Source organism: Paenibacillus pasadenensis DSM 19293, from assembly GCF_000422485.1.
Taxonomy (GTDB): Bacteria; Bacillota; Bacilli; order Paenibacillales; family Paenibacillaceae; genus Paenibacillus_O; species Paenibacillus_O pasadenensis.
Window position 1 is genome coordinate 1 of sequence record NZ_AULW01000066.1, and the last position, 25,670, is coordinate 25,670.

The following is a 25,670-nucleotide window of genomic DNA, read 5'->3' on the forward strand; positions in this document are numbered from 1 at the left end:
CCTGGAGGCCACCCCGAAGGGGCCCGGCCTTTGCAGCGAAGAGTGGCATGCTAAGTTTGGAGCGTAAGGAAACCACGCCCCAGGAAGAAGCACTCCGGCCGCTGCCGGCAGGATGGCCTTCTCAATTCAATTCCTTAGCGGAGCAAAGGGACGCGATAGCGGACCGGAGCGCAGCGAAAAATCAAGGGATTTGCGGCAGCAAATCGCCTCCTTTCTTCCGGATCGACTCTCTCGAGGCATAACCGATGCCGGCGAGCGCCCTGGATAGGGATAGGGAAAGCACGGACGTGCCCGATCGAAGCAGGCTTTCTGGCCGTCTTCTGCCCATGAAGTAACCGAGGAAGGGGAAGGCTGCGCCGGCGAATCCCCCGCAGGCGTTATCGAAAGGAGGAGGCTGCTGGCATGCCCTCACGCCTGCCGCAGCTCGTCCCTGATATAACACATGTAATAACAAAAAGGCTTGGTCCAGTGGACCAAGCCTTTTCTATCGCCATCAGACGGCCTTCGCTAGAATTTTGTTTAGCATTTTTTCATACACCTCTGCACGAGTCCAAGCCCCCTCAATATGCCTGTTTTGGACGTCTGCGGTAAGCTTTTTCCCTCCCCAGTCTTGTTTGTTATTCTGTTTCGCTCGATTAGCCAGATCGCGATTGGCCTGAGCTTGCCGTCCGCATTCTTCCATCAATTCGTCAAGCAGAGACAAACGCCGCTTGATTTCAGCCTCAATCATATTGACTTGTGCCTGTCTGGTGCGCGAACCTGTCACCACGAGGTAGGCGTATGCGTTGGATAGCTGCTCAAGCAGCTCATCTATTGGAGCTGTCCGCGCCTGTTTTTTTCCAAATGCCATATCGTGTCGCCCCCTGTTATGTATCTTTCAGTCGAGATTCAGGATAGAGCGCCCCCGACGAATTTCCAGCGCTTGAACAAAAGTCCGGTAGAGTTCGTCCCCTGCATTCGAGAGAAATCCGACAAGATCAAATTCCCAATAATTTCCGGTATACATCTCGGCAGCTGCTCTTCCGATCTGGAGGTAGCTGCTGGAGAGCGTCCCTGCAACGCGGCTCAGCTCGTGCTTCTCCAAATCCTCATTCCACTTCCAGAACCAGGACAAGGGACCTTCCAGCCCATCCCAGTTCACTTTATAGAAAATTTCGGGCAAGGCCGAGATATATGCCGCAACCAGGTATTCCTCGTTCCTGTCAATGCCAAAGCGCTGGCGAAGCGCCTCATAATTTTGTTCGTGAGTCGCGTTTGTAAAGTACATTTTTATTCCTCCTCTTATCGCTTGCGTCTATTGCTGTTGAGTGCTGGATTAATCCAAATTCGTACAGGGGAGAGCTCACGTTCACCGTTCGGCGTTTCCTCTCGCTTCCCCTCCAGCTTATAAAGAACGAGAAGCGTAAGCGCCGCCAAGCCTAGCATGGTGTATCCAATTGCTCGCATCGTTGTAACGTCCAAGTACATGACCATAACCCCCTTGATTGCTATAGTCTCATTGTACCCGAAAAAATAAATATTGTAAACTTAAAAGTTTATTTTATTAACATTTCCTCGGATGCTTCTTGGACGTAAGGCCGAATGGCATCAATGCGCTTACTGACCGGGGCCGCCGGTAGTGACGCCAAAATCTGCTTCCCAAATCCGCTCGCCAATACGCGGCTATCCAAGATAATACAGGCTCCTCGATCCGTCACCGTGCGGATCAGCCGGCCGAAGCCCTGCTTGATTCGCAGTATCGTATTGGGCAGCATGTACTCCGCGAAATCATCCCCTCCCCGATCTCGGATGCGTTGGCATCGCGCCTTTACGATCGGCTCGCTCGGGACAAAGAACGGCAGCTTGACGATGATGACGCAGACCAAGTCCCCTCCAGGAACATCGACCCCTTCCCAAAAGCTTTCTGCGCCGAACAGCACCCCTCGTTCACTCGCTTTGAAGTTTTTCAGCAGCACTTCGCGGCTCGTCTGCTTGCTATGCAGAAAGGGAGCCAGCTGGCGCTCCTGCATCCACGGCAGCAGCTCGTCATGCATGCGCGTCATCTGCGCATAGCTGGTAAACAGGATAAACGTCCGCCCTTGCGTGATCTCCAGCGCTTGCTTGATGGCACCGATAGCGTAGGGTTCGAACAGCTCCGATTTTTTCGGCGACACCGCGTTGCCTGGAACGACGAGAAGCGATTGGTTCGGGTAGTCGAAAGGCGAGTCCACTTGAAACGCCTCGTAATCAGACATCCCTAGACGAGTCGCCATATAATCAAACGTTCCCGACGTGGACAGCGTGGCCGACGTGAGAATGACCGTCTTGGTTGCAAACAGCGTCTTCTCGAGCACCGTAGACGCCTGTATCGGCGCTCCGCTCAAGTGGAGACGGTACGCGGCCTCAAACTCCGGCAGCAGCTCAGAGGACGTCCTAGCGGCTCTCAGTTCGATCCAATTCGCCCATCGCTCTGCATCCTCATTGAAAAGCAAATGGCTGAAATCATCTCGAAGTCGCGCGATGCTCTCACACATGTTTTCAATGCCGCGCTCCACCGGCTTGTCCCAATCACGCTGCTCCTGAATAAGCTCCATTTGGTCAAGGAATCCCTGGAGCACTCTTGTCATCGGATTGGAATCCAACAGCTTAGCTTGCAGCAGCTCGGAGCTGCTTTGAAGCTGAATCATTCGATCCGCAAGTTGCTGGAACATTCCCGTCGCCACTCGTACACCGGCTGTCCGCAGCTGCCGAATCGTCGTCTCGTATTCCTCTCCGACCTCCGGATCGTCAAGCACTTTCCCCGACCAAGCGGACTGCTTTAGCAGCACGCGGTCAAACAGCTGCTCGACCACCTTGACCGATGCCTGCTTCTTGAAGAAGTTGGAGAAGACATCTTCAATCCGATGTCCCTCGTCAAAAATGACGGCGTCGTAGTCTGGAAACAGGCCGTACATGCCGCGTTCCCGCATGTTGAAATCAGCAAAGAACAGTGCATGGTTAGAGACGATGACGTCCGCTGCTTTCAGCCGCGCTCGAGCCTGCTGGATGAAGCAGTTATCGTAGTGCGGGCTTTGATCGCCCAGACAATCATTGCTGTCTCCGTTGATGTCATCCCAAAATGGCGCATCTTCCTCCAGCTCGCTCCGATCTCCGACCGCGAGGTCATCGACCCGAAGGGATAGGGAAGCCAGTCCTTCGAAATGGTCGCTTCCGGTCGCTTGATGAAAACTGAGCGCTTCGTGCAGCCTGCGCTTGCATATGTAATGGCTCCGACCCTTAGCCAACTCGTAGTTGAACGAGAGCCCGAGCCGGTCCAAGATTCGCCTGACGAGAGGCAAGTCTTTGTAGACAAGCTGATTTTGGAGCGTGACGGTAAACGTGCTGAGGACGATCTTCTTCTCATATACCGCCGCCCAAAGTGCTGCTGCGACAGCGTACCCAAGCGATTTACCCGTACCCGTCCCTGCTTCGAGCAAGCCATGACGACCGTCCAGCAAGCACCGGCACACAGCCTCAGCCATCCGAATTTGCGGATCTCGGGGCTGGTAGTTCGGAAAGAACTCGGACATGGTTCCGCCATCGGCGAAAATCCGATCCACATAATGCTCCAGCTTGGACGTCATGCATCCTCCCGAGGCGCTGAGAATCCGCCGAATTTGTCTGCGACATACGAGACGACCTGTTCGTCAATGACCATGTCATGTTTTCGGAAATCCGTCAGGTAGTGGACAGCTTCGGACCGTTTTTCTGGATTTAAGATATATAAGTCGTGTGAGCCAAGCTCGATTTTTTCTTTGCGGTACAGTCGTTTGTACCCGTCTTGAATCAAGCCTGTAATAAGCGCCGGCCGTGACGATCGCCGATTACCGGCATGGGCTTTGTACCAGTCCACACACTGACCCAGCATGTCGATTACCGTTTCATCGACGAGTACATTCAGCGACTCTTTTGGTCCCTTTTGATTGGTGACCAAATCAGGGAGATTCCGCTCAACTGGAATCGAGCCATACAAGCGTGCGTGTTCTTCCTTGACCCACTTTGCAATGAGCCACGTTCGGGTAATTTCTTTTTCCCCTTCAACATCGTCCTTTTTATGCCAAGCGACGCACCGGTCAAGCATCTCTATGACCGTTACATCGATAGCCACATGAATAATTTTTTTAGCCAAACCCTATTCCTCCCCGAACTTAGAACCGATGTAGTTCTTTCCGTCCCGGTGCTCGATGTTGTAATACTCCATCATTTGTCCTGGTCCGAGATTAAGCACTTTTCCGATTGCGTACAATGTTCGTTGAGTCAGTGCTTGAGGGAAAGAGATTCTTTTGTGAAAATTCTGCGGAGACATATCCATCGCTTCGGCAATGCGGTTCTTGTAGATGCCTCGGCGGGAGATGAACTCGTCAATTTTGCTGTCAATTCCACCTTGCTCAAAAATCCGCCGTTTGGACTTTAACGACTCCTCCCCCTGCTTCGTCAGCGCCGTGTGACCACATTTCTCGCACCTCTCCATAAGCAGCTGCTCCACGACACAGGGGCAGTGATATTCGTCAACCTCAATATCTAATGAACCCCATATTAGGCTCTCCGTTGTTCCTTGGCAGTTAGGGCAGACATAAGCCATTCAAAGCACCTCCAATAATGTATCTCCAGCATACACAAAACAGTCACTATAGTAAACCTAAAGGTTTATAATTGCCGTTCTATATTATTCTTATTTCGAGGGTTGTGATAACCTTTACTTTCCTTTACTATGGAAGTCGGTAAAGAAAAGTAAAGGAGTGGATTGAGATGGCTAAAGTATCGACAAAGGGACAAATAACCTTCCCTTCACGATGGATGAAATTAATGAACATCTTGCCGGGCGATCAGCTCTTTTTCCACATTCAGAACGCAGATCAAAGCGTTCGCATGAGCACAGATCGCGGGCACAGTGATTTGATAGCTAAGCTGTCATCGACCAACGTCATAACGGTTCCTTCCCGCATTCGGAAATGGCTTGATATTAAACCAGGAGATGACTTGGAATTTAGCTACGATGAGAACCAAGATGTCGTATACTTCAAGAAACGTCAAACATTGCTGTCGTGTCCGATATGTTGCGAACGGGGCCTTATTGGCGAGCAGCCGTGCTTTGTATGTCAGGAGACAGGGATAATTGAACAAGAGCATTGGAAGAAGGAGCTGACTCGACTTATAATGAAATGCGGTCATTATGACATTTCAATTTCAATATTGGGTCAAGATCCATTAGAAATTCTTACAAATAACGCACCAACAAAGTTGTTCCTCCCAAGAATTCTTCTCACAAGCCCTCATTACTCCACTTCAACGCTAGCAATCGTCCAGGATTATTATCAGGGGAAAATCATACGAGAGGCATTTGTAAACGGCACTATTGATGCGAGAATTCATAAATCCGAAGTCATGTCCATGCTGCTGACGGTCGAGGAAAAGAATAGTCTTGAAGCGTGGCTCAATTAACACGTGTTATAAAAAAAAGCCGCCTACTTGGGCGGCAGCGAGCTTAAATCATCCAAGCTGGCGAAGCTTAATAATTTCACAGACGGATTCATAACTCCACCAGCCGCGTCCACTTGCAAGATGGCCATCAAACGGGGGGAGCTTATCCTGGCGCTGCAATTTTCCGACGTATTCGCGGGAAACGCCAAGTGCTGTAGCAAGGTCGGACTGCCCGAACCGCTCCTTGCCTATAGACCATACCGGGCGTTCAATTTCACCGGGACCGTAGGCTTTACCAGACGGAGAGACGAGTACAGGCTCGCCGGATCTACTCGCGGAATGATTGGTTGTGAGGCTCCAGCCTTGCCATGAGCCGGATCCGGTCCAAATGCTGGGCATTCTATTGTATCCCCCTTACATCTATGATATATTCTTGGTGCAAGTATTCGCCCGTTGCATCGGGCGTGGATTGAAACAAAGTCTCTTTACAAAAGCGCTGTGACCTCGGCCACTATTTGCCGCAAGCATCATGCGCATGGTGTGCGGCATGGATTGGGCCGAGGGTTGTACAGCAAGGGAGTCGGGCTTATGCTCGGCTCTTTTAATTTGCCCTTGTTCCGGCGGCGTCAACGTCCACTCCCCATTCTTCAAGTCTCTTCTCCAGGTCTGCTATGGCAGACAGCGTCTCTGGTTTAACCTGCGGCTCAGGTGAATAACCCAAGATTGACGCGATCATGCCACGGCGAAGGGTATATGCTTCTTCTACTAGTTGCTCGGAGTACCCTTGCTCAACTCGTGGAGATAGGGCCTTCAAGACATTCTCGTATTCGTCGACGATCTCTGTGTATTTTCTTCCGCCCACCACCCCCGTTTGAAGCAACCAGGAGTACTCTATCTCCTTTCTGCACATATGCAGGTAGGAATTGATGTCAAAGGCCGGGCCTCCTACCCCAACTTTAACGCAAACGCCGAGCTCCGAGGACATTTCGGAATGAGGTCTATTACTGTCCCTGCGCTCCCCTGTGTAGAGGTATAGCGCCTCTCCCCTCGGCGAGATATTTGATACACGATTGTATCCGTTTTTATGGATTATGCACGCACCCCATATGTCGTCTACGTCTACTTTGAAAAGGAACGACTCCGTGGCTCCATCAGAAACGTTGCTTTTGATAAGAATGCTCTTTTTTGCAGCAGCGCCGCTGCTTAGCGAGCTATGAAAGATCGCACTATCATCTGCACACGCTTTGCTGTCCAGTCTAGCCATGTAAAGATGAGACTGCGATGCGCAGTTTAACCCTCCGATCAGGCGAGACTGGATAACAGACGACCCGACAATATGCGTTTTTTTGTCCAAAAAACGTCGAGGCTGGTCGACTTGATTTGCAAACATGGAATTAGCGGTCCCCTCCACACCACGAATTGCCGAATGCTTTACGTGCGACCCCCATACCCTCGCATCCGAAACTGTAGATTGCTGAAGCGTGGCCTTGGATACTTCCGAATCCTGTATGGTGCTTGATTCGACAGAGCAATCCCAAACACGGGATCGACCGGATACACGGGAGTCAATAACCTTGGATACACCTCTTACCACAGAATCGTCTGTAATGGACTGTCGGAGGGGGAAGTCGGGGTTTACACTCACGCGCGATCCCTCGTAGACCCAGCATGCCCCCTCTTGGCTCAGCGCACCTTCGGATACGTATCCACCCAGCTCACCTGCCTTCACGCTTGGACCTAGATCGGGATGAATCTTGATGTCAACCAACGCCCTTACACGATACAAGGTGTGCTCCCCTAATTTTGGGATCGCCACACTTACGTGGGCAATCTCAGTTACACTGTCTTCTTTTAAGAGTTCGTATTTCATTGTTACTCCTTCGTGCCCGACGCCTTAGCGCGTCTGCGGCATTTGCGAAAACTATTCATTCAACGAGTCGACGAACATGTCCACATAATGCGAGTGACTGAGTCCCCATGTTCGCGAAGCGTTATACTCTTCGTTTGTTACAGGAGTAATTTCCGGATAATTTTCCGGATAATTATAGGTTTCGGCCATGACATTCTCATCTGGCCCAATCCCTCTACGCGACTCTAGGATATCCCCTACAGTCGTGGTATGAAATGTCACATAATATTTTTCATCATTCAGCGTCGTAAATGAAGCTGATGTCCCCGGATGTTTAACTTTGATCCCTCTAATGACGTACCCCGCCGCCTGGCGAGATCCCTCTTCAAAATCAATGGATGCGACGAGGCCGTAACCCGTCATAAAGATGTTAACTACACGCTCGGACGTGGCTGTCCATATGCGCATTTTGCGCATCATCGGATCGGTTTCCGAGTGTACGATACGCATTGTACACGTGTCATACCATCCCGAATTGTGTTCGTCCTCCATCATGGCCGTTTCAGCGGCCTCGTACCAGTTTACTAAATCACGCATTTCCCCTTTGAGCATCGCGGTCCTCACATCCTCAATCGGGGGGAGGGATTCAAATACACTCGCCAGAGATGGATAAACTTCCTCGAACGGACCCTGAATCGACTTTATTTTCATAATGCTTACTCCTTCTTGCCCGACGCCTTAGCGCGTCTGCAGCGTTTGCTTGTGCTTGCCAGCTGCTGGACAGGATTAAAAGAAGCAGCGTACAGGTTATTCGAATAACCTGTACGCATCAGTTTCTGGCGCAGGTTGACGCGGAACATCACGCCAAAACGCCAGGAACTTGTCCATATCGGCTTCAAAAGATGGTTGATAGCTGTAGAGCTCGGTCAGCTCCTGGCAGGCTTCCTCAAAGGAAGAGAAGGTCTTTCGGTAGCCCTCCTCGTCTGGAAAGCCCTCGCTGATCCGGTACAGGTAGGGGCCGAACTCGCTCTTGATTTCAATGACGCGGTAATTGAAAAACCATGTCATCCAGCGGTATTCCGGATAAGCCGTTGTGACGACATATTCGGCATCGATGCCTTGGGCAGAAAGTTCCTGCTCCTTAACGGACATCCGGAGAAAGGCAAAGTGCAAACTCTGCCTCCGTTCCTCCTCGGGTGACAGCTTCTCCTCCGGATCCCCAAACAGATTCGCAAACGAATCCTCTATGGGCGGTTTCGGAAACATGACAGTACTTCGCGCGAGCTCCCACTCCTTCAGCTGCCGATACACCTCTGGTTTCATGACTTAGTCCCTCCTCCAAGATTTAATCCCTGCTGAACTCCCCAGGCTTTTGCCTCTTTCATTAATTGGCTCCGGAAGGTTGCAAGTTCATCCGTTCTTGTTTCGATCCACCACGCAGCCTCCAGCGTGTGCATCATCTCCTGGACGCGCCGGATCATCCAGTCTTGTAACTTTTGCCCGTCCTCGTTCGGTGGCTTTATCGCTTGTACAGCTTTGTAAAGCGCCTTGAGCACGGGCAGCTGCCTGATTCGAATCTGTTCCGCCCATTCGGTTTGCTTCTCGGTTCCTTTGAGATCCGAAAGCCCCTCTTTTAGCGCATTCGCTTTCGCGTTAGCGATGTTCTTGGCACGAACGCAATCCGGACATTCACTCCGCTCTTGTGACTTCAATATTCTCTCGCGATCCGTGTTCTTGCCGAACAGGACATGTTCGTGTCCATGACCGCACGTGTGGGTGATATAGTACTTGGCCATTTCAAGCACGCTCCTTGGGGCTAATAGTAAGGGAAATCATTTTTCGCCTACTCGATAAAGCTCAAGAGTTTTTCTACGTCATCCCTTTGATGTAATCTCATCTTATCATTGGTTGACAAAATTGTCAACCTGTTAAGAGCGTAAACCCTCTTCCTTCTTTGCTTCGGCCGATATTGGAATAACACATGTTATAAAGAAAAAGCCGCCCTAAAGGGCAGCTTCGTTTAATCTCTCCGTTTCCGTCTCTTTAACGAAAATCTGGTACACTCGAGCATAATCTTCCGGCTCCAGGTAGCGCATGGAGCCATCCAATAGCCGTTCCATGATCTCAGCCGGCTCCTCGTGGTTGACTTTGTGCAGCACGCCAAACTCTCGCTCGTCATGGTACACCCAGCCTAGCACTCGGAACACGATGACATCATTCGTGCTAGCATCTCTTAACTCTATGAACCTCTCGTCCATGATTACTCCTTCCGCCGGAATTGAATGGCTTTTCCGTCATCGACACCAAGCTCTTGTTTGGCGACCTCGTAGCGCTTTGTCGCATCGACGAACAGAGCTTGCATGCGCTTGGAGTCCACACGATATTCCGGTTCCATTTGAGCTGCCGTGCGCACCGTCTTGTGCGCCTTGAGACGGTACAGATGCTCATCATAGAGCTGCTGGACATACGCTTCCGGCGTCACGCCCTCGAGCTGCTGACGAGCAGCGAAATCGTTCTTGACGCTCTGACGGAACTCAACATCCACGTCTTTTACGACGTAGTTCAGCTTTTCCAGCGGCTTGACATGAATGTCCTCCCGATACTCGGCAGGCGACTTCACACGCACCGGCTCCGAGCTGCCGCCATCTGCATGAATGAACAGCTTGGGCTTGATGTCGTAGCTCGTTTGCACGTCTTGCATTGACTCGGTGAGCGATTGAACGCGCTCTTGAGCTGCGGCCATCGACTGATCCAGATCAAGCCCGCTGCGGTCCATGCGCGTCTCGACTCGCGCATGAAGCTCCGGCATAAGCTCCCGGCTCTTTTCGCTTCCTTGGCCGGATTTGTAGAGCTCCAAGTCTGCCAGCTCGCGATGAGCCTGCGCGGCATCCTTCCAGATTCGCTCCGCTTGCGCAAATGGATTCTGGACGTGCAGCCGTCCCACATCGACCGGTGCTGCCGGAGCGAGCTGGCCCTCTGGCTCTGGCGGCGGCTCCATATGCAGTAGATGCCGCGTGTCATCGTCGACCATGACGACGGAGGCTGGTTCTGGGTGGACTCGATCGCCGGTCATTCGCTCGTCCGGCTTGACGTGTGCCGATGTCACGGCCGTTTCGCGCTCAACCAAGTCTGTACCCGCTTGAGCCGTCATGGATTGTCTGATGTCGCTCATGTTGCTGTACTTGCCGTAAGCTGCCGGATCGAGCTGCTGGAGCTCGTCCATGTAGCGATCGGCAGCGATTCGATCCCCGTTTCGCTCGGCTCGGTCCAGCTGTCCCAGAAGATCCATCTCACGTCGATAGGATGCGCCTCCGTAAGACGGATCGTTGTAAATGGCAGCAGGAGCGAGAGGGATCTTCACCATCGGACTCGGATCATTCTTTTGACGCTCGTTATGATCCGTTGTAGGCATGCGAGATTCTTCATCCTCTTCTCGGTGCGCCGGATTCTCCAGCGCCTTAGACGCGAAATCAGGAGGGATACGAGAAGGTCGTTCGATTTCTCTCGTGCGCAGCGGGATCGCTTTTACCTGTTCAACTGATTCTCCTTCGCTGAACGAGGACAAAGGCGGCGGAGCTGATGGGCCATCCGGTTCCGAAGTCCCTTGATAAAGCTCCTCAGCTTGGTCGATGACGCGCATGCGCTCCTGTCGCCGCGTCTCGAAGTCTGCATGCTTCTGCGCCATGCGCTGCTGATACTTCCCATTCTCCTCAACATACGCTTCCGGCGTTTTCGCTTTGGCGTCAGGCTTGTTGTAGTAGCGATTCACATCCCCGCCCTGCTTTTGGATGTCCTTCAGCTCGGTAAGGACGCCTTGGCGCTGCGTATCCGTGAACAGAGGCAGTCCCTTCGATTCGCGCTCCATGACCTGCTCGACAAACGGTGAATACTGCACCGGCTGATGCGTCTGCTTCGCGATCATTTCGGCGCGATCTTTTTCGCCAAAAAAGCGATCGCGGAGCATCGTGTCCGCGAGCGGACTCAGCAGCCGGTTCTTCCGATTGTCCGAGAACTTTTGGGCGATGCCCACGCCCTGCATCATCATGCCCGCTTTGCCGCCCATGACAGCTCCGGTCATCATCGCGCTGGAGCCTCCTGTGGCAGCCGCAGCGGCAAGCCCGAGGCCGACTTGAGCGGACTTTTTGAGCGCACCGCCGACTTGCTCGCCCCAGTTGCTCTTTTGCCCGGCCACTTCGGCCACCGCCTGCTCGCCCTTGGATAAGTTCGTGAGCATGCCGGTGATGCGCTTGCGCTCGAAAAACAAGGCGAGAATGATGAGCAGCTGCAAGTACACGACCAGCAGGTAATAACTGCCGAACGCTTTGGTAAGAGCGGCCGAGCTTTGCAAGTACAAGCTGAGGAAGATACTGATAACGACTTTGAAAAAGATCGCACCAAGCACCGTCTCGATCCATTTGGTGATGATCCGAAGCCCGAAATGCGGGAACAACGCCAGCGTAAAGACAAGCGGAGACAAGCAGATCATCGCGATCGGAACAAACTGCGCAACGATTATTAGACTCGCAAATATGAGCAGGCACACCAGGACGATGATGTTGACGCTATGATGGGCAAAGATGACAATCACGCGAAGATAAATGGAATCCTCCGTCATGAACGTGTTCCCTGCTTTGATTTGCGCCTCCATGTTCTTGTCCCGAATTTTGTTTCCTTTCGGGTAAGCGAGGAACTTTTCGCCCTCCACTTCGCCCTTGGCAACCGATCCGAACTGCATGTAATACCATGGATCGAGTACCTGCTGCTTCCAAATTTGATTCCCGATGCTTGCTACGGTCCCGTTCATGTTCTCGCTCTTTCCGCCCGTCAGAATCGCCCCGGACAGCTCCGACGAAACATTGACGGCCGTAGACAGAATCTGCTTTGGATAGGAGAAGAACAAGAATGCGATGACCAGGACGATGAATGTCTTGAGGAACGTATCAATGCTCTTTGACCGCCGAGAGGCGATTAACGAATTGAAGGCGATGTAGAGCCCGATGACAATCATCATCGTTTTGAGCAGCACATCCCAGGTCGCGGCCCTGAAACCTTCTATTAAGGTCGCGATGAAGTCCCCCAGGTATTTGAAAATATCGAGCGTGTACGCCTGCTCGATGACCATGATGCCGAACCGGACGAGCATCGCATCCAGCGTCACTTCCGTGTTGACCACCGACATTATGGCCGGCGTGACTGGATCGTACCAGGAGCTGTCCGTATCCAAGGTGTAGTTCCACACCGGATACCGGGCGTAATCCCTCTCAATGCCTTGGCTTGCCATTGGCGGCATCATGGACTCAATGAAATTCCCTGTGATGACGCCATCCCGTGGCGACTCCCCTTCCTGCAGCCCCGTCGTCGGGGAAGGAGTCGGCGTCGGAAGATTAGGCAGCGGTGTCGGGGTAGGCGCAGCCGAAGCAGCCGACCCGAACAGCATCATGAGCGCGAGGACAAGGCCGACGATTGTCCAATAGCTCCGCCTGCGCATTAGGAAACCTTTTTCCGCTGGCCCGGCGTTGTCGTAAACGCTTCATGCACATGCTCGAACGGAACCTCGATATTGACGACGCCGCAATGACCGTCCAAGTCCTGGAATAGCGGACGCCCGTTCTCCAGCGTCTTGACCAGCTCCATGTTTTCCGGCGTGTGCTCCAAATTGAGAAACGTGAGCACGTTCTTGACCTCGTCGCTATCGGTCGACTGAAAGACGAACTTGAATCCAAGGTTGTTCTTGATTCGCTCGTCCAGCAGGTCGTTTGCATTTTGGCTGATGATGATGATAGCCGAGTTGAAGGATCGACCTGTCCGAATCAACCGTTCGGCCAGCTTTTTGCCCTCTTTCGTGCCGACGAGCGCCCAAAACTCGTCAAGCAGTACCGCCGTGAACTCGTTCGGATCTTCCTCCGCGAACCGCGTCGCGAAGGCCGATATACTCATCATGAGCGCCACGCTGAGCAGCTGCGTGATGTCGTAATCGTCCCGATCCAGCCCCGACTCCGGAAGCGAGAGACGGCTTACCGTGAGCACGGTAAGGCGCTTGTTCGTGCGGAGCGAGTTTCGCTCTCCGGAGTGGAACAGCAGCTTGGCATAGGGCAGATTCGAAATCGCAGAGAGTCGACGGGCCAGCTTTCGGCCCGGATCATCGAGCTGCTTGAGCTGGTCGATCAGATCCAGCATGCTCCTCTTTTTAGGTGGAGACATTTTCACGATCTCCACCGCTTCGGTCAGCGAAACGAATTCATCGTCATCCGTCTTGAGATTCGCCAGGAAGCTGACGATGTTGACGGCGATTCCGGCCGCGTCGTTGATGTTTTCAAAGATGCCCCACGGATCAAGCTTGCCGTGGTCGTCCGTGCGATCGTCCAGCTCCAGAATCTCCAGCTCATCCCCGAACTCCCGCAGGTAGTCCTTCCAATGGCCGCGATCGCCTTTCGGATCGAACACCAGCCCTTTCCCGCCGTGCACCGTGGTCAGCCACAGCAGGTAGTTGGCCAGATACGACTTCCCTCCGCCAAGGGAGCCGAGGATGGCTCCGGAAGCACTCCGATTTCGCAGCGGAGCCAGCGCAGGATCGAAGAACACCGGCATGTGCATGATGCCGGACGTGCCGAGAAAATACCCTTGGGAATCTCCCAGCTTTTTCGACGCGGCGAACATGCCAGCCGCGATGAAATGCGGTGAAAGACGGTGGACATAGTCCATGCTGCATTGACGGTCCCCGCACGGCATGAAATCGTTGAGCAGTTTGAATTGCTCCCCTGCTGGAGCAACCAGATGGAATTGCATGCTCTTGTAGTAATCTTTGACCGCATCGACTCGTTCGGTCAGCTCCTTTTCATCAGAGCCTGAAACCTCGAAAACGAACGAGACGTCGAACATGGGAAACTTGCTGTCATCCAGGTCCTTTTCGAGCTGGTTCGCTTCATGCTTGCTCTCGATGAGCGCTTGAGGCAGCTCGACCCGCGACGTCGCGGTGTGATCGGTCTGATCATTGATATTCAGCTTCTGCGCTTTGACTTTTTCCTTGACCTCGGAATGCTCCATGACATCGAGGTACATGGACACCGCGACCGGGAAGTCCAGATCGTAGAGCGCATAAAGAAATTCGCTGCCTGGACTGTAGATTTCATCTGGCTTGTCGGTGAGCGTCAAGTAGGTCGAATAGGAGCTTTTCTGCTTGCCATCTACTTCCTGCGAGATTTTGAGGACCCGGCTCCCGCATGAGCTTTGGTCAACCTCGCCTTCCAGCAGCGGCATGAATTCCGACATACGCGGCCGAACAATGCGCTTTCCATCCACAACGGCGGTGTCGGCCCCGGCCGGCGTCGACGAAACCCGCTCGGCATCCGCAGGCGCGTCGCCGCGCTTCTTGCGATCGTTCTTCCACAAGAACCGTTCCGGAGGTACGGCAATGTTTTTCCAAAAATTCCGCCGGATGATCCATTCCGTGTCGGCCTCGTTGACGCGGGAAAGCTGTACGCTTTTGCGAATCTTCTTGTACAGCCGATCCTCGATCTCCTTGAGCATGCGGATTTCCTCGTGCATGAGGAAAAATCCATCAAAGCCCAGCAGACGGTCCAACTTGAACACCGGCTCTTTGATCATTTTGACGATCAAGTCTTTCGCATTCTTCACGGTATCCAGGAAGGACGGCTCGTCCGCGACCTTGATGCTGACAAAAACGCGGTACTGCGTCCCTCCGCTTGACTCATACGTATTCTGGAGCCATTCCAGCATCCGTTCATCCACCTGATGGGCGAAAGAGGCCAGAGGCCCCTTGTTCTTCGCCATCAGCTTTGCGTAATGCTCCTCGAAGGTGTAGCTCTCCGGAAGAAACAGGATCCGCGCCGACTTCTCGACGTTCCAGAGGAATGTCGTGAGTTTGCGCCAAAGCGATTTCTTCGTCGCGATGCTTTTGAAATCATACTGGAACCCGTCCAGTTCGTACAGTGCCCAACACTTTTTGTCGGGCGTAAAGGACAAGTTCCCTTCAAAATATTTCATAGGGACTTCCAAAATTCGTTCACTCCTTCATGGGCTCGAGAGACGTTCCTGGCTAACGTTTCTTCTTGCCCTTCGATCCGGTGACTTCATAGAGCTCTCGGAAGGTCAGCTTGCCCGAGTACGATTCCTTCTTCGCAACGTGAAGGGCCTCGTACCGGTTGTAGAGCTTGGGCTGCATCCGGTAATTCATGTACGTCCACAGCCATTTATGCGGTGGACGACCGTCGTGCTTGGCTTTGCTCAAGTAGTACGCAATCAGGAGAGGGAGCACGATGAAGCGAGATATCGTGCCACCAACGAGCGGGATGTGCTCCAGCAATCCGCCTGTGAATTGGTTGAAAAAAAACAAGGCGAGAAATGCGACGGCAAAGTAGCCGATTTGCAAATACGTGACCGGCTTGAACAGCCGAATACGATCAATTCGATATAGATATCGCTCAATCTTCCACACCCGCTTGTACGACGGGATGACAACGGGCCGTTCTTGATCCGTCATTAGCTAAGGTTGATTCCAAAAATTCCAGCCATCAAATTTTTGAAGTATTCGCCCATTCCTTTAGGCGCAAAGATGAAAATCGCCGCGCCAGCCATGATAATCACCCACTGGAACAGGACGCTCAGTTGCTTCTTTGCCATCAGAATAACGCCCATGACGAGAACGAACAGACCGAAAAGAGATTGCGCTTCCGTCTTGGCCCATTCAAAAAGCTTGGTGGATGGCGAAGCCGTCAGATATGCAGCATGAGTGGAAATTGTAGCCCAAAGATTATTCATTGTTGATAGCCCCCAGTAATGGATTTGATATACCAGCGTTCTTCCTTGAAAACGAGCTCCAGCGTGTGGCGCTGAACCTGAACGAAGCCTTGTTCATCCGTCCATTGGGACTCTACGTAGGCCAAGCGAATCGGCGATGTCGCATCCGATTCGGCCGGAAGATAGACGCCAAATTGACTGATTTGATTAAAGACAAATGTTCCGTTGTAGCCTTGGATTTCTTTGCCGTCCGCCATGAAGTATTTCAACTTCGATGATGTATCTGTACTGTAGGCGACGAAGAAATCTTCCACGGCTTGTTTCATCGGAGCTGAACTAGCCGCATCCAGACCGTCAAGCTGTGGAATGCCAGCCATCTCCCCCGGTTCTTTTACGGGTACGGGGATTGCGGTCGGAAGATCCGGAACGACGAAACCATCCCCTGCGACAAGGACCGGCACCCGGATGAAGCGGGTAAACTCGGCGGCAGCTCCCGATACCGTATCTACGCGCTTTACGTCTACTCTCACGTCAATATCGGATCGCGTGGAGGAGATTTGCTTGACGCGCCATGGGTAGGTAGCGGATACGCTGTAAGCCCCTTGCGCTGTGGCATAGTTCAGACCAGCTGCATCTTGGCTCACTCCTTGCGCAAGATACGAGTCAAGGCCGTTGTAATAGGCTTCTTTTGCGCTCGGCACCTTCGGATTGTACGAGTACAGCTGCTTCGCAAAAGCCTGCGCGAAGGACTGTGCGTCGTCGGAGACGGATGCTGGGACAGAAAAAACCGGCGCCGACGCTGCTTGTCCCGGTTGGATGATCGAGACTACGCCTCGAATCATTACGACCACCATCACCGCGTAAGTAATGTATCGAACGACCAGCATGAAGCGTGTCTTGAACGATTTTCCCGGAACAATGGGAAGAGGAATTCGTGATTTTTCAGCCATTTAATTCTCCTTTTTTGAGTCGCCGCGACCGGAACCTTGGATTGCAAGAACCAGCACGACTAAACCGCCGATGATGGCCAAGGTCTTCTCAGCTCCCCACTCCTTGACCCTCGCCGCCGTGCCCGCGAAGATGCCGTCTGTTTGGGAAAGATTCCCAAGCCATTCGTCATAATCGACGAACCGGCTGGCAATCCAGAGCGCCAGCCCGACGACAAGGACCAGTAGCACTTTCCACGCCCATCGGCGGAAAAACTTGCTGGACTCGGACGATTTATCGAGCTTCACGCTCAGCCCCCTCCTCTTCAAGATAGTCCTCTGGAATGAATGCTTTGACTTGCTCGACCAGACCCGGACGCTTCAACTGATCCACGGCGAGCAGGTCCTTGGAACACCACTTCTCCCAGGCGAGGAATAGATCGATGGCGTAGTAGTCATCGCCAGACTTCGGCGCAGCGAACCTCACCGCGTCATAATGTTCCATGAGCACTTGGGCGACGTCCCCTTCTCCCATGCCCCAGCTATGAGCAAGCTCAGAGCTTTCTTGTTGGATGTAGGCGCATAGCATTTCCATGACAACCGGCTCGAGGTTTGCTTCGACCCAAACATTGGAGGAGGCGTTGACCTGATGCGTATGGCAAATTAAGAATCGGTAACTGCTTTCGCTCCGCACCGTGCTGCGCTGTCGAACAGATTCCAACACGTCTTCCCTTTTCATTTTTCTCACCCCCTCTCATAACACGTGTTATAGCGGAACGTGCCGGCCAGCCGAATCCGGAATGAGCCAGTTTGATTCAAACGGCTGCTCCAGGACCAGCTCCACACGGCTGACAAAACAATTCCATCCCGTTCGTTCTTCAAATCGAAACTGATCGAGTAAGCGTAGCAGCTCCTCTTCCTGTTCCGGGCGATCTACAATCAGCAACAAGCCCGGCGAATTTTGCTTAAACCGATCCAAAATCTGATTAGGCGATTTGTCTGCGACAGATTCTTTGTAGTGCAGCAGCCCTTGAAGGCTGGATGACATCGAACTGGTGTCATGTGTCGAGGGGAAATATCGGACCATGTGGGCAGCTTGAGTCTTTTCGGTTTGAAATCCGATGATTCCGTCAAGCTGGAGTCCTACATGCGACGCAACGCTTGCGGGATACCACATATATGTCGTCGCCCCTGCTCGGGCCTCCAGCTCGGCGAACCGAGACTCTTTCAAGCGCTGACTGAGCAGCTGGACCGTGTTAATTTGTTCCAGCGAAACCCGCTCCCCCAACCACCGCTGATACACAGTCCCGTATGGATCGTTCTCAACGTCAGCCCGCAGCGCGAACAAGATATCCCCCATGCCTTGCTTGTCCTTCGTGGAATAGAAGTTCAGCTTGCTTTCACGAATCAGCTGCCGACGACGCTCGGCCACTTTTTCACTGTCGCAGTAAAAAACCAGTACGGGATCCAGAACATGATCGTGCTGCAACATGATGTCGTGTCGACGGTACGAGGCGTTTTTTGCGTAATCCACATAGTTGGAAAGTTTGGACAAGATCGTCGTTTTGGACGCATTGCTCTCTCGTTCATATTCAATTAGCCATGGGATGGTAGCTCCTCGCAGCGCGATAAAAAGCGTCGCATCCGGCTTAATATGATCTTTCAAAAAGTTGTCCGTCCCCATCCGCTGATAACGCGAAGATTGCTCGCCATAATAAGCCTCTAATTTCTGCCCGTCTTTATGCTCATCCATCAAATCCTTGTACAGCATGACGTAGTAAAGCACGCCGACATGATGCTGGACATAGATGTTCTTGCGATCTTTGCGGGACGTGTCCCATTCAAGCTCTCGCTCATACACGTCTTCCAGCATCTTGAGCCCATCTTTCGTCAACGTGTAGGCAGAGTCCGAGCTGCCCAGTTTTCCTTTTCTACGAACAGATTGGAACAAAACTTGAGCGATAAGCCCCTTCTCTGCCAGTCGCCGCATGCGCCTGTTGTAGCTAGATCGACTTGACTCAGGCACCTTCCCAATAGGAAAATACCGGTGCTTCGCCGCATGATAGTCGATGTAATAAAACTCGTAGATGTCTTGCAGCATGCGATAGTCTGCATCGGTTAACTTGATGCTAGAGGTTCCAGCCATTGCGTTTGCGTCTGCCTCCTTCCTGGAGCACTTTGCCATCAGCGGACTGGCGTTCCACCGTTGAAGCTGGCTGCTCCGCCGGGGTATCTCCAAACGCGTCCTTATTCAGCGTAAAGCCGAGATCAAGATCGGAAAGATCGACAAGGCCGGGTCGCTGCTTTGCCTCTCCAGCTGCTGCTGGAATGGATTCAGCGCTTGTGCCGCCGTCCTTGCTTGAACCATCTGCCTCCAAATTGGATTCCGCTTCGGTCGAGTCCGTAACTGGGTTAGCCTTGACTTCCTCCTCCCCGGTCGGCCGCTGCTCGTCTTCGGTCAAACCGTCCCCTTCATCCGCATCATTCTCCGAAGCTCCTGGATCTTCACTTGAGACAGGGACTTTAGAATCACTATCTGTATCGGTATTTCGACCCATTTCTTTCATCACATCGGAAAAATCCATGGTGATTTCTTCCTCTTGTTTCGCTACGGCTGCAATTTCCTCCGTCCGGACTTGTTCACGATCGTTTGCACGCTGAATGGTCAGCTGTACGATTTCATCGAGCGTATCCTTTTTCGGAGCCTTTGAGGTAGGCTTGAGCACGTTGAGCGTAAAAGCTGCGCTCATTTCTCGATCAAGAGCAAGACGTGCGTAGGCATGGCTTGGTGGAATTCGCATGATATCGGTGGCCTTCAAGCGTGGATCGTTTAGCTGCTTCTCCATCCATTCACAGTCATCCATATGGTTCAAACGGAAGATGACTTGGGAGTTGAAGTTCCGGCCGATGGCATCGGCCACTTCCTGATCCAGCTGCGTAATGATCCCCTGCGCCGCACCGATGATAGGAACGAACTTTTGCCGAGTACGGTCGGCCATCTCGTTTATGACCTTGGCATTCGCTTCAATAAACATGGGGAACTCATCGACGATGAGTGGATAGAGCAAGTTATTTGCCGTCGAGTCTCTGGCCTGGGACGCTTGATAGTTCATCGTCAGCGCTAGCGATCCAAGCATCCGCTTCTCCGAATCGTCTTGTACGCGGGACAGGTCGAGGATGTTAATCAGTCCCTTGTCCATCGACTCCTTCCACCGGAATCCGCAACTCGTCGCCCCCATCGCAGGAGCAAGGACGCTCGACATCCGGAAGTGGACAAGCTTGTTCAGCGTGGAATCAACCAAATCGGCTCGCGTCCGTTTGTCGACAGCGGAAGCTTTTGGCATGCCCCCGACGACGAGCTTCATCAGGAAGTTATCGACTCCCTTGTTCGCCAGCTCCGGGTCCCGTTCCCGCAATCGCGACATCACGCCAAGCGCATACGAGGCATCCCATAAGCAACGATCTAGATTGAGGATGTTCGCTTCGCCCAAGCGTTGAAGCGCCATCCCCAGCATGAGGAAGTTTTGAGCCGGCCGAGGACCCCAGCCTTCCGGCCAGATTCTCCCGATCGCCTCGGCAATATTATGCGCGACCGAATGTTCCGTCGAGGAAAAATCGACGTCGAACAGGTTCAGCGGAAAATGCTCTTTTGCATGCGGGTCTGGCCGAACGTAATTCACCTGATCCCACATCGACCGCGGGATGTTGCTCATAACTTCGCTGGCCAGTCCTCCGAGCGGATCGATTAAGAAAAAGCCGACCGGATTCCCCTGACGTTTCAAATCAATCAGCTGCATCACCAGCTGAACGAGGAACACCGTTTTCCCGACGCCGCTGCCACCAAGAACGGCCAGATGCCGGTTCAGGTTATTCGTGTCGATGACAACATTCGTTTTCCGCATGCGGAATTCGTTTTCGCCGAAGCGCAAGAAGCGATGTGCCTGCCCTTCGTTTCTGGCCTCGATTGCCGTCTTCACGATACCAGCAGGAGCTTCGAGCTGCTTGAGGAACAGCCGTGTCAACCGCGAATTGTTGACCTCTGAACTCGGCATGCGGATGAGACCGGACAGCTCCTCGATGTTCAAGATCATGCGACGCAACCGCCGCTCTCGGATCGGAAAGATCCGTAACCGAATCTGCTTGAGCAGCAACGGTTTAATGTGCATCCATTTTTCTCGTGGTTTGAAGCTGTTCAACGCCTCGCTCGTAAATTGCCCGAAGCTCCGCGCCACTTCATTCCGAATCCGATTCGCCGCATGAGCCGTCTTTGCAGTCGTCATGATTCGGACCACGCAATGACCCAGCTGCTTGTTCTGCTTCCCAGCTATATTTGTCTCGAACAGCTCAATCTTCTCGTATTCGTCTTCTTTGTCCCATCGCTTTACGATTCGAAGCGCTTTATCGAAGTCACGCTGATACCTCCGCGCTGGCTGAACCAATACTTGAATCAAGCACCGCTCATGCTCTTCCAAATCGCTGACCGCATTAACGATCGGCGCCTGTGTATCGACAACCTCGTTGAAAAACGACTTGATCGGCACCGGATAATCTCGTTCCAACTGCAACGAACTCGCCGATACAAAACCATCGCTCCTCCACTCCAGCGGCGCCATCTTCTGCATTTCTATATGTACGTCCGGATGCTTCCCAACAATCTTCCGGCGAATCTCGTCTCCTACCTGTTCGTTCGGCGCCCAGTAATAATAGCCGATCTCCACATCGTTCGCTTCAATCTCCCAAGCGAACCACGGCCATCGGAGCATTCTCCGATACCACGGCCTCTCAAGCACCTCCAAAATTTCCCCCATCAACGTCTGGTCCTCGAAATACATCAGACGGTGATCCTGATGCGCCAGTAGTCGATAACGCACTCCAGGCCATCGCAGCTTCTTCGACACGTGATAGCGTAAGGCCATCGCCGCACCTCCTCTCCTCTTCATTCAGCTTTGCTTTACCTTGGGGTTCTCCACCCTTACATTCAGCTGGTCCCAAACCTTCTATCGCCAGCTCACCCTTTTCTCCTTAATTCAGAGTCTGGAAGAACCACGAGAACCGTTCAGGAGCTTTGCGCCAACCTACCACCATCTCCAACCAACGCTCACCATCTCTTTTCCTCGACTCTCTTCCCTCACCGATCATCGACTCCATCCCCTCCCTCTTCTCTCCTTCTTCCTTCTTCTCATTTCTTCTTTCATCTCATCACTTATTCACATCATTCATCTTCTCTCTCTCTAATCATTCACAACCTACTTCTTCTCTCTCATCTCTATCCACATCTATCTATCCATCCTCATTCTCTTATCCACACACTCTCTCTCCCCCACCCACCGCCCCCATCTCTCTCTCTCGACCGTTCATTGATTCAGTCTTGGGTCTAAAACATATGGGCTCGTCATCGAAATGCAATGTAGAGGACGAGCCCATATGTTTTAGACCCGCAGCCTGCAAGGCTGCAAAGCATTTCGAGATAATTCGGGGGCGGTGGGTGGGGGGATTTCTTAAAAACCACAAAAAAGCACTCTAAAAGCATTCATAAAGCAATCAAATAGCACTCCGGAATCAATACCCATAGTAGGAATCTTATCTCAAAATCTGCCATTCCTCAATGCCCAAATAGGACTAGAGAACTATCGATATAGCGTATTCATCTGGTTAGCGTGCCATTGATGCTAAGTTCGATTCTCCGACAACCGCTCGCGTCCATTCAAATCGATCCAGCCCATAAGACACGGCTGGTTAGCTCCAGCAGCTCTTTTGAGACCCGGCAGTACCAAAAAGCCCTTAAAGTTAAATGGCATTAATATGACACGTATGGCACTAAAATAACACGAAAAGAGTAATACTAAAATGTCATTAGTGCCATTATTATGACACGACGTATATCAGCTACTGTCAGGAGAAGCATCCCAAGGCACACCCCTCCCTCCAACCCTATTAGACTTTGTAAAAAGCATAGGGGAATCTGGAACGATAATAGAGCTGTTTCGGGGCAGGGTCATCGATCGCAGCTCAAAGGGGATGACGTTGTCCGCGACTTCATAGCAATTAGACAGCTCATCTAAGGATTCATCTTGCTTGTCCGGAGAAAGAGGCGAGACAAGCTCAAAACGTGTGCAAGAGGTCCTGCCTTTTCCTTCAACTGATTTCTTGATAATTCCGTTTTGAATAAGGTCGCTCACCATTGCTTCAAACATGGCGTGACTGGTCATCTCAAGCAAGACGATCCATTCGCGTACAGAAGAAGCCCTGGAGCCACCAGCTGCTGCTAAGGTATGGAGAAACAGACGCTGCCAATGCGACACCGTCTTATAGACACGTTCATCTTCGCTTTTCTTGCGAGTAATGTAGGTGGTGGCTTTCATGCCGGTTAACGTCATCATCCATTTTTGATGAGGCCCTTTATACTTTCCGGAATAGGCCATGTCTACGGCCGCTTGGACTTCCCGCCAAGAAAGCCCTTTACGGTTCAACAGCCGTTCGTACCAGCCAGCAAGCCAAGACGTCGCTTCACCTTTAGCCAAGCCGACCGCATAATGAAGAAGCGCGATCGTGAATGCTGTATAGCGACGGTGCCCTTCTTGTGGCTGCATCGTCATTAGCTTTACATAAGCAGGATCTGCAAATGCAGAACCACGATTAATAGAGACGCCGGAACGGCCTCCCTTACTCCATTTGACGGCGGCAATTGCTTTCTTGGATTGCACAGGAATCTTGCCGTCATCGTATAAGTCCTTCCGGACATGGGGAAAATCTAGAATAGAGTATGTATGACCAGAGTAATAAGACAAGCTTGTTGGAATCCGAATATACCTCTCGCCACCAACCAGGTCGTCCACGCCGCCGGCAGCTCCAGGGAACATCCGAATAAACTGCGCATTGAGGAACTTAGACATGTCCATGTAGAACTGGCCGGCTTTAGTGACGAGTTGCTTTCCATCTTCCACTCGTTCATGCGGCCCAACGATCGGGGCTGAAAGCACGTACCAGACATGATAGCCTCGATTGGTTTCGTTGATGAATGTAGGGGGAAGAAAGCTCTCTTGGCTCAATCGATCCAGGATTTCGTCCGCCGTCATGCTCTTGCTGTCGATGTCCACCACAAGAGCATGCGTGGAATTAAGAGCTCGCCGGTTGCGATCGCTCGAACGTCTGGACTTCGATTTGAAAGTCCCATACGTCATGTAACCGTACCCTTTTTGGACGTAATGAAGAAACGTGGAGTAGGTGCGAACGAATGTCGTCTGCCGTTGCGAAACCAGGTCGCTTTTATCCACGCCAAGATGAACCCACCCAGGAGCAACAGCTGACGCAAGCGGTCGACCCTTTTCGAACGGACGGCGCGGTCGCTGCGTGAGTCTTTCACCAAAAATCAGCTCGAGCACTTGAGAGAGATATATGGGAAGGCCGTCCTCCTGCCTATGAACGACGCAATCATTCCGGAACTGGACGGCTGGCTTGACCAGTGCAGGTTGATAAAGTCTCGCTTCATTATTGGCCATCTTCACGTATCCTCCCCGGAAGAGAAATTAGAAGCAAAATCCAAATTATCGATCTTGCGACGATTGCTTAACACGTGTTATAATTCAAACCAGACAGTTAAAAATGGCAAAACAAAAGCTGGCCTCGAACGACTGATTTTTGAAAAATCAGCCTTTCAGGCGGAGTTCGTTGCATACCTACTGTTGGCGCAGAAGGAATGCATATGATGGTTTGGTTTTAAGCAGCAAAAGCAAGATTTCGTGGGCAATACCATCGATAGCGGGTTGGCGCTCGCCATCGACTACTTTTCAAACATCACCCTCGTCTTGGCCGACAAGGGTTTTTTTCTGTCCAGAATGCAAAAAAGCGTTTATTTTGGCCACCCCCTCAAATAACATACAAGCGAGGGGTAGACTAAAATAAACGCATTGAGGACATAGATATAATTTCCCTGCTTTTGGGTAAAAAAAGCAGTAGGAACCTACATCGACTTGGTGTATAATTGAGCCAAGTCATACTCATTGCGGCGGTAAGTGCTAGTTACCTCGCATGTATATTAAGTAGAGCCTGGGAACTCTACTTAACGAAGGGGAGCCGAAAGGCTCTCTTTTTCGTTGTCTGGAAGCCTACCCTCTCTATCGACAGGATCTGCCTTGTTTATTATGATAGAGGCTTTTGTGGAGAGAAACAAGTAGGAATTTAATAGATTGTGGATAAAACGGTGGCCGGACCCAACTTGTCCACAATGCAACAAGGGTTCCGGCCACAACTAGATTAAAGATCAAAGAATCCTTCAAGCTCATTTAAGCTAATATCCGGATCTTCTTCCGGTTTTGCTAAAAGCACGTTAGCAGCTTGAGGTGGAGACTGCGCGCCGCTTGATTTACTAAACTCCTTGACAGCTGGAGCAGCGGTGGGCACTCCATGATTAACAGCTACCGGATTAACGGGCACGGAGGCTAATGCAAGTTTTATTTTTTGGTCAAACAACTTTTCAAGTTGTCCACAAACTTCCTCCACTATCCGATCAACAACAGGGTCGGAAACAACAGAAGCAGGACGAAGACCAAAATGCGATTCCAAAGCTTCCAAGATTTCTCCATTAGGATTGCTCGAAGCATTGAGCAGTTTGGCCAACTCCTCGTGATCGTTTCTCAGCCGGATTGATTTCGGCTTGCCTGGAGCCCAGGTATCTTTTACTTTCATCGTTTTGCCTCCTC

The 25,670-nt window shown here is 52.0% G+C and carries 22 protein-coding genes; 1 reads left to right on the forward strand and 21 read right to left on the reverse strand.

Going from position 1 to position 25,670, the window contains the following annotated elements; genetic code table 11:
- Positions 1-493: 493 nt before the first annotated feature.
- The 5 genes from H582_RS0109690 to H582_RS0109715 all read right to left on the reverse strand — a co-directional run bounded on the left by H582_RS0109690 (position 494) and on the right by H582_RS0109715 (position 4,600).
- Positions 494-850, reverse strand: coding sequence for a hypothetical protein (locus H582_RS0109690; protein ID WP_028598396.1), 357 nt, complete (start codon positions 848-850; stop codon positions 494-496).
- Positions 851-877: 27 nt separating this feature from the next.
- Positions 878-1,267, reverse strand: a complete 390-nt coding sequence (locus H582_RS0109695; RefSeq protein ID WP_028598397.1) for a DUF2538 family protein — start codon at positions 1,265-1,267, stop codon at positions 878-880.
- Between the two features lie 268 nt (positions 1,268-1,535).
- On the reverse strand, positions 1,536-3,602 hold the full coding sequence (locus H582_RS0109705; protein WP_028598399.1) for an ATP-dependent DNA helicase: 2,067 nt from the start codon (positions 3,600-3,602) through the stop codon (positions 1,536-1,538).
- Positions 3,599-4,147, reverse strand: coding sequence for a hypothetical protein (locus H582_RS0109710; RefSeq protein ID WP_028598400.1), 549 nt, complete (start codon positions 4,145-4,147; stop codon positions 3,599-3,601). Before H582_RS0109710 ends, H582_RS0109705 begins: the two co-directional genes overlap by 4 nt.
- 3 nt (positions 4,148-4,150) lie before the next feature.
- Positions 4,151-4,600 carry a hypothetical protein gene (locus H582_RS0109715; protein ID WP_127464428.1) on the reverse strand — a complete coding sequence of 150 codons (450 nt, stop codon included), beginning with the start codon at positions 4,598-4,600 and terminating at the stop codon, positions 4,151-4,153.
- Positions 4,601-4,767: 167 nt separating this feature from the next.
- Here H582_RS0109715 and H582_RS26825 point away from each other — a divergent pair, with 167 nt between their 5' ends.
- On the forward strand, positions 4,768-5,460 hold the full coding sequence (locus tag H582_RS26825; RefSeq protein WP_043111164.1) for an AbrB/MazE/SpoVT family DNA-binding domain-containing protein: 693 nt from the start codon (positions 4,768-4,770) through the stop codon (positions 5,458-5,460).
- 580 nt (positions 5,461-6,040) lie between these two features.
- Here the strand turns inward: H582_RS26825 and H582_RS31725 are convergent.
- From H582_RS31725 to H582_RS31730, 16 genes are all read right to left on the reverse strand, one after another.
- On the reverse strand, positions 6,041-7,309 hold the full coding sequence (locus H582_RS31725) for a hypothetical protein (RefSeq protein ID WP_127464427.1): 1,269 nt from the start codon (positions 7,307-7,309) through the stop codon (positions 6,041-6,043).
- A gap of 51 nt (positions 7,310-7,360) precedes the next feature.
- Positions 7,361-7,999 carry a hypothetical protein gene (locus H582_RS0109730; RefSeq protein ID WP_028598402.1) on the reverse strand — a complete coding sequence of 213 codons (639 nt, stop codon included), beginning with the start codon at positions 7,997-7,999 and terminating at the stop codon, positions 7,361-7,363.
- Positions 8,000-8,095: 96 nt separating this feature from the next.
- The gene (locus tag H582_RS0109735; protein ID WP_028598403.1) at positions 8,096-8,611 is read right to left on the reverse strand and encodes a hypothetical protein; all 516 of its coding nucleotides are present in this window, start codon (positions 8,609-8,611) and stop codon (positions 8,096-8,098) included.
- Positions 8,608-9,084, reverse strand: coding sequence for a hypothetical protein (locus H582_RS0109740; protein ID WP_028598404.1), 477 nt, complete (start codon positions 9,082-9,084; stop codon positions 8,608-8,610). Before H582_RS0109740 ends, H582_RS0109735 begins: the two co-directional genes overlap by 4 nt.
- Positions 9,085-9,291: 207 nt before the next feature.
- A complete protein-coding gene (locus H582_RS0109745; protein WP_028598405.1) occupies positions 9,292-9,546 on the reverse strand; it encodes a hypothetical protein in 255 nt (84 codons plus the stop codon).
- Positions 9,547-9,548: 2 nt separating this feature from the next.
- The gene (locus tag H582_RS0109750; protein WP_028598406.1) at positions 9,549-12,776 is read right to left on the reverse strand and encodes a CD3337/EF1877 family mobilome membrane protein; all 3,228 of its coding nucleotides are present in this window, start codon (positions 12,774-12,776) and stop codon (positions 9,549-9,551) included.
- Complete coding sequence (locus H582_RS0109755) at positions 12,776-15,292, reverse strand: ATP-binding protein (RefSeq protein ID WP_028598407.1); 2,517 nt, start codon at positions 15,290-15,292, stop codon at positions 12,776-12,778. The genes H582_RS0109750 and H582_RS0109755 overlap by 1 nt, the downstream gene beginning before the upstream one ends.
- A gap of 52 nt (positions 15,293-15,344) precedes the next feature.
- Positions 15,345-15,788, reverse strand: a complete 444-nt coding sequence (locus H582_RS0109760; RefSeq protein ID WP_028598408.1) for a TcpE family conjugal transfer membrane protein — start codon at positions 15,786-15,788, stop codon at positions 15,345-15,347.
- A complete protein-coding gene (locus tag H582_RS0109765) occupies positions 15,788-16,066 on the reverse strand; it encodes a hypothetical protein (RefSeq protein ID WP_028598409.1) in 279 nt (92 codons plus the stop codon). Before H582_RS0109765 ends, H582_RS0109760 begins: the two co-directional genes overlap by 1 nt.
- Complete coding sequence (locus H582_RS0109770; RefSeq protein ID WP_028598410.1) at positions 16,063-16,995, reverse strand: conjugal transfer protein; 933 nt, start codon at positions 16,993-16,995, stop codon at positions 16,063-16,065. Before H582_RS0109770 ends, H582_RS0109765 begins: the two co-directional genes overlap by 4 nt.
- Positions 16,996-17,280: a hypothetical protein gene (locus tag H582_RS0109775; protein WP_028598411.1), complete on the reverse strand. Its 285-nt coding sequence runs from the start codon at positions 17,278-17,280 to the stop codon at positions 16,996-16,998.
- Positions 17,267-17,710, reverse strand: a complete 444-nt coding sequence (locus tag H582_RS0109780; protein WP_028598412.1) for a hypothetical protein — start codon at positions 17,708-17,710, stop codon at positions 17,267-17,269. The genes H582_RS0109775 and H582_RS0109780 overlap by 14 nt, the downstream gene beginning before the upstream one ends.
- A 27-nt stretch (positions 17,711-17,737) precedes the next feature.
- Entirely contained in the window at positions 17,738-19,117 is a 1,380-nt protein-coding gene (locus tag H582_RS0109785) for a replication-relaxation family protein (RefSeq protein WP_028598413.1), read from the reverse strand.
- Positions 19,101-21,887, reverse strand: a complete 2,787-nt coding sequence (locus H582_RS0109790) for a DUF8128 domain-containing protein (protein ID WP_028598414.1) — start codon at positions 21,885-21,887, stop codon at positions 19,101-19,103. The genes H582_RS0109785 and H582_RS0109790 overlap by 17 nt, the downstream gene beginning before the upstream one ends.
- A gap of 966 nt (positions 21,888-22,853) precedes the next feature.
- On the reverse strand, positions 22,854-24,470 hold the full coding sequence (locus H582_RS0109800) for a hypothetical protein (protein WP_028598415.1): 1,617 nt from the start codon (positions 24,468-24,470) through the stop codon (positions 22,854-22,856).
- A 754-nt stretch (positions 24,471-25,224) separates the two neighbouring features.
- Positions 25,225-25,656, reverse strand: coding sequence for a hypothetical protein (locus H582_RS31730; RefSeq protein ID WP_127464425.1), 432 nt, complete (start codon positions 25,654-25,656; stop codon positions 25,225-25,227).
- Positions 25,657-25,670: the final 14 nt, after the last annotated feature.

Bases quoted from the DNA above. Each gene is read 5' to 3' on its own strand.
- H582_RS0109785 (WP_028598413.1), bottom strand. From the start codon at position 19,117: ATGGCTGGAACCTCTAGCATCAAGTTAACCGATGCAGACTATCGCATG.
- H582_RS0109730 (WP_028598402.1), bottom strand. From the start codon at position 7,999: ATGAAAATAAAGTCGATTCAGGGTCCGTTCGAGGAAGTTTATCCATCT.
- H582_RS0109695 (WP_028598397.1), bottom strand. From the start codon at position 1,267: ATGTACTTTACAAACGCGACTCACGAACAAAATTATGAGGCGCTTCGC.
- H582_RS0109750 (WP_028598406.1), bottom strand. From the start codon at position 12,776: ATGCGCAGGCGGAGCTATTGGACAATCGTCGGCCTTGTCCTCGCGCTC.
- H582_RS0109800 (WP_028598415.1), bottom strand. From the start codon at position 24,470: ATGGCCAATAATGAAGCGAGACTTTATCAACCTGCACTGGTCAAGCCA.
- H582_RS0109760 (WP_028598408.1), bottom strand. From the start codon at position 15,788: ATGACGGATCAAGAACGGCCCGTTGTCATCCCGTCGTACAAGCGGGTG.
- H582_RS0109755 (WP_028598407.1), bottom strand. From the start codon at position 15,292: ATGAAATATTTTGAAGGGAACTTGTCCTTTACGCCCGACAAAAAGTGT.
- H582_RS0109740 (WP_028598404.1), bottom strand. From the start codon at position 9,084: ATGGCCAAGTACTATATCACCCACACGTGCGGTCATGGACACGAACAT.
- H582_RS31730 (WP_127464425.1), bottom strand. From the start codon at position 25,656: ATGAAAGTAAAAGATACCTGGGCTCCAGGCAAGCCGAAATCAATCCGG.
- H582_RS0109735 (WP_028598403.1), bottom strand. From the start codon at position 8,611: ATGAAACCAGAGGTGTATCGGCAGCTGAAGGAGTGGGAGCTCGCGCGA.
- H582_RS0109705 (WP_028598399.1), bottom strand. From the start codon at position 3,602: ATGACGTCCAAGCTGGAGCATTATGTGGATCGGATTTTCGCCGATGGC.
- H582_RS0109690 (WP_028598396.1), bottom strand. From the start codon at position 850: ATGGCATTTGGAAAAAAACAGGCGCGGACAGCTCCAATAGATGAGCTG.
- H582_RS0109790 (WP_028598414.1), bottom strand. From the start codon at position 21,887: ATGGCCTTACGCTATCACGTGTCGAAGAAGCTGCGATGGCCTGGAGTG.
- H582_RS0109765 (WP_028598409.1), bottom strand. From the start codon at position 16,066: ATGAATAATCTTTGGGCTACAATTTCCACTCATGCTGCATATCTGACG.
- H582_RS0109715 (WP_127464428.1), bottom strand. From the start codon at position 4,600: ATGGCTTATGTCTGCCCTAACTGCCAAGGAACAACGGAGAGCCTAATA.
- H582_RS0109780 (WP_028598412.1), bottom strand. From the start codon at position 17,710: ATGAAAAGGGAAGACGTGTTGGAATCTGTTCGACAGCGCAGCACGGTG.
- H582_RS0109770 (WP_028598410.1), bottom strand. From the start codon at position 16,995: ATGGCTGAAAAATCACGAATTCCTCTTCCCATTGTTCCGGGAAAATCG.
- H582_RS0109745 (WP_028598405.1), bottom strand. From the start codon at position 9,546: ATGGACGAGAGGTTCATAGAGTTAAGAGATGCTAGCACGAATGATGTC.
- H582_RS26825 (WP_043111164.1), top strand. From the start codon at position 4,768: ATGGCTAAAGTATCGACAAAGGGACAAATAACCTTCCCTTCACGATGG.
- H582_RS31725 (WP_127464427.1), bottom strand. From the start codon at position 7,309: ATGAAATACGAACTCTTAAAAGAAGACAGTGTAACTGAGATTGCCCAC.